Raw genomic sequence first — 3,499 nt, 5'->3', positions numbered from 1 at the left:
CTTTCACTCTATGGCATCGATTTAGCGCCATTCCACAAAGATTCAGCTTCAGTATCCATGGCGAAGATGCGACAGGCTACGTCTTGACCCAAAAAACAGTCTTTACAACGTAAAACTCAGAGGGCGATCTAGGTTCTTGCAACGTTTGCAAATATCCTGCTCTCATTGAGGTTAATGCCTGTACGTATTCAACTGCTGTTGCTCGGTCTGTTTTATTACACGCCACCGACGGTACCGATAACCAAGACCAAAGCCGTTCGTGTCTGTCCCTGCTGTCAACATGAGATGGCCTGTGTGGGCGTCAGCCGACCGAGATAGCCGAAAGGCGAACAGAATAAGGATAATGGTGCAATGGTAAGTAGCGCAGAGGAGAGATGACAGCCAAGAGACAATGAAAACAGCTAACTCACTGATAATACGGCATTCAAAGTATTATCTTGGCATCGCTCGTCTTGAGAAAAGAGGCAGAGCGATGCCCCCTTCAAACCAGATCGCACAATTTACTTTATAAAGAGGCGCCGGGCTTGTTCAGCACCCGGGATTTAGTGTTGGCTGCGCAACACCTTAATCCTTATTTGTTAGGTTTATTACCCACTTTTCAGCTGTTTTGCTCTGGACACTGCTGATATATCTCTCAGTTCCAAATCCAAAACTAGCCTTTTTAGACAGCTGAGCGCTATTTCAGTTACTTCTTTTCTCACTCCACCGAGTGTTTCACCCTCTCCTAGGCGAGGCTCACGACCATGAACAATGTCACTTCTTAGTTTATATAACCTCCCTATTCTTTCACGAAACTCGGGAGTATCTCATTCTAGAAATTTGGATATGGAGTCTTTTAAAGTTTCCTTAATACCTCTATCTTTTGTGGTAAACATCGATTCCCACGATATTAAAGCATCTAATAAAGCATATTTATCATCATTTCTCTTTAAAATAGATGATTGCAGGTCTTGAATTGGTTTTACAATATGCTTTGACTTGCTAACACTTAATGCATTGTACCAATACTTTAATTCCTCTACTTCATCTTGTTTTAAAACTATTTTAGGTCCGTTAAAAACATCATTTCCGATGTTAAAACAGCATCGTTCTTTAAATAAGAATGTAGATTCTGAGAAATACACCTCGATAGGTTTTTGTATATTTTTTGTTATCATAAGAGCTAACGCAAAGTTATTAACCCTATTCTGGTTATCCAATCTTAGTGCTTCCGGGAACTCTTTTTCAAACGAAACTGTTTTATCTATGTCAGGGTTTCTATGAACTTTTGCTGCATACTTTGACTCAATCACCACACCCATAATGTTCGTTCGAACACCGTCCATCTCAAGCGTGTACTTAATCGTATCAATATGATTCTGATGTATATTAACTTTTCTGACAACTAAATCACCCAAATCAATCTCATCAAACTCTCTTAGAACTAAACCAGATAACCCCGAGAATATAGATACATCTAAATCACCACTCTTAGACAGTTGGTTAATGACTTTATAACTGTGTTTGGCTTCATTAACATAGCCCTCCATAGATGGTGACATTCTAAAGCAACATTTTTCAAACGTAGTGGATAGAACACACTCAAGCAACCTCTTGGTAGGTAACCTAGAAAATAAGCTACCATTAATTCCATCCAACTTAGCTTCAATTGACAAATATTCTTCACTTTCGTCTTCAAGTGTTAAACCTGATAAACAATTTTGATTTATATATTTATCTAATTTTGGAAAATTGACATGCTTTAACTGACGTCTCTCGAAAGAGTTTATGTAAATTGGATAAGCTTCTTGAGATAATGCAACGAAGTTGCTGAATTGCTTTTCCATCATTCAAATATGATCCATAAATTGATTCAATATTAATAGGTTGAGAGTATAAACCTAACGCCCAATTAAGTTGTGAGCAACGCTGCCACATTGCCCAAGCACTTCACCGTAATCACCAAACTAATTGAAACCGAAAGCGCCGAGCGTTGCGAATCAGCTTGAATTGTTTGTTAGATTTTTAGTTAGACACTGCCTGATTTTTCTTTTTGGCCTCAGCCTTCTGCCCAGCAACACCAATGATACTTTCGAGGTGAATTTGCCTTTCCTGTCGAGTTACATACCAATCTTTAATTAAGATTTCTATCAAACCAGTTAATAATTGAGCCTCTTGGGGCTCAACATCTATGATAAGGTTTATATCCTTCTCCATATGCGCCCCAATGTTTCCAATATTTCTCACTGCATCAATAGCTTGCCAAGTAATAGGGTCTACTTTGTCTTTGATTGCATTTATTTCGTCGACTAGCCGACCCTTTTTCACTCCCCAAAAATCGCGAATGATTCCTTGTAGGCAACGACGAGACAACGTAGCAGAGGCTTTAGGACTAAGCTCTCTAATCAAACATGCTTCATCATAGTCGCCAATAATCGCTTCTGGGATATATGATGGAAATTGCTTAGCATTCGATTGAGGCTTTAAGCTCCATGAGATTAAAGCTTCATCCTCTAAGTAACGATAGTGGTTGTAGTATGTTTTATGCAAACTTCCTACGATGGTGAAATCTCTACACTCTTCATTGGGACAAGTGATAACTTTAGTTATGATACCCAGCTCACCTACTTTGTTATTTTCGTCAAAGATATGATGCGACTCACTGTAGTTTGATTCCGTAATAGTCGCATCACGATTACAGTAAGGACAAGTCCATCCAAATTTTACCGCCATATAAAACTTCCTTCATTAAATCTAACGAATGGCATGGACTCCCCCTCATCCAGACTCTGCCACACTTGAAGAGTCAAACACGATATATGTTCGGAGGTCACCATGTCAAAATCACTCTATGGCATCGATTTAGCCAAACATAGCTTCAGTATCCATGGCGAAGATGCGACAGGCAAGGTATTGATCCACAAAACAATATCAAGGTCTAAAGTTCTTGAAATGTTTGCAAACATTCCGCCCGCTATCATTGGGATGGAAGCCTGTGGCAGTGCCCATTATTGGGCGCGTGAATTAACAAAGCTTGGTCATACACCAAAAATCATGGCGGCCAAGTATGTGGCGCCTTTCAGAACGGGCGCCAAAAACGATCTTAACGATGCAGTCGCTATTTGTATCGCCGTTGCCCGTCCTTCAACACGCTTCGTAAAAATCAAATCTCCCGAGCAGCAAGCGATTTTGATGCTTCATCGCGCCCGCGAAAATTGGGTACATGAACGCACGGCGTTACTTAACCAGATCCGCGCGATGATGGCAGAATTCGGTATCATCGCTCCTGTCGGTCGTCATGCTCTCCAACRCGCCATTCCCGATGCGCTGGRAGATGCCGAAAACCTACTGCCCGATTTAGCCAGAGCAATCATCGCTGATTGTTACGACCACCTTTTAGTACTCAACCAGCGCATTGACGATCAGGAACATTGCTTTGATATGCTGGTATCTCGCAGCCATAATGCCAAAAAGATAATGAAAGTGGCAGGTATCGGCCCCATTACTGCGACGGCAGTGA

Annotated in this window: 3 protein-coding genes and 1 pseudogene; 2 read left to right on the top strand and 2 right to left on the bottom strand. The window is 41.0% G+C overall.

All coding sequences use genetic code 11. The annotated features are described in order from the left end of the window. Positions 1-183 precede the first annotated feature (183 nt). A pseudogene (locus L4C36_RS23460) lies at positions 184-318 on the top strand (IS91 family transposase); the annotation flags it as partial. Between the two features lie 488 nt (positions 319-806). Here the strand turns inward: L4C36_RS23460 and L4C36_RS23455 are convergent. Both L4C36_RS23455 and L4C36_RS23450 read right to left on the bottom strand, forming a co-directional pair. Then, entirely contained in the window at positions 807-1,829 is a 1,023-nt protein-coding gene (locus tag L4C36_RS23455) for a hypothetical protein (RefSeq protein WP_428480185.1), read from the bottom strand. A gap of 175 nt (positions 1,830-2,004) precedes the next feature. Continuing rightward, on the bottom strand, positions 2,005-2,712 hold the full coding sequence (locus L4C36_RS23450; protein WP_100088298.1) for a DUF4145 domain-containing protein: 708 nt from the start codon (positions 2,710-2,712) through the stop codon (positions 2,005-2,007). A 102-nt stretch (positions 2,713-2,814) separates the two neighbouring features. Here L4C36_RS23450 and L4C36_RS23445 point away from each other — a divergent pair. Then, positions 2,815-3,499 (top strand): IS110 family RNA-guided transposase (locus tag L4C36_RS23445; protein WP_428480184.1); only part of this gene is annotated, 685 nt, incomplete at its 3' end.

It is taken from the genome of Photobacterium japonica (assembly GCF_050337005.1).
Taxonomy (GTDB): Bacteria; Pseudomonadota; Gammaproteobacteria; order Enterobacterales; family Vibrionaceae; genus Photobacterium; species Photobacterium japonica.
This window is presented reverse-complemented; position numbering and strand designations above follow the sequence as displayed.

Bases quoted from the DNA above. Each gene is read 5' to 3' on its own strand.
- L4C36_RS23455 (WP_428480185.1), bottom strand. From the start codon at position 1,829: ATGATGGAAAAGCAATTCAGCAACTTCGTTGCATTATCTCAAGAAGCT.
- L4C36_RS23450 (WP_100088298.1), bottom strand. From the start codon at position 2,712: ATGGCGGTAAAATTTGGATGGACTTGTCCTTACTGTAATCGTGATGCG.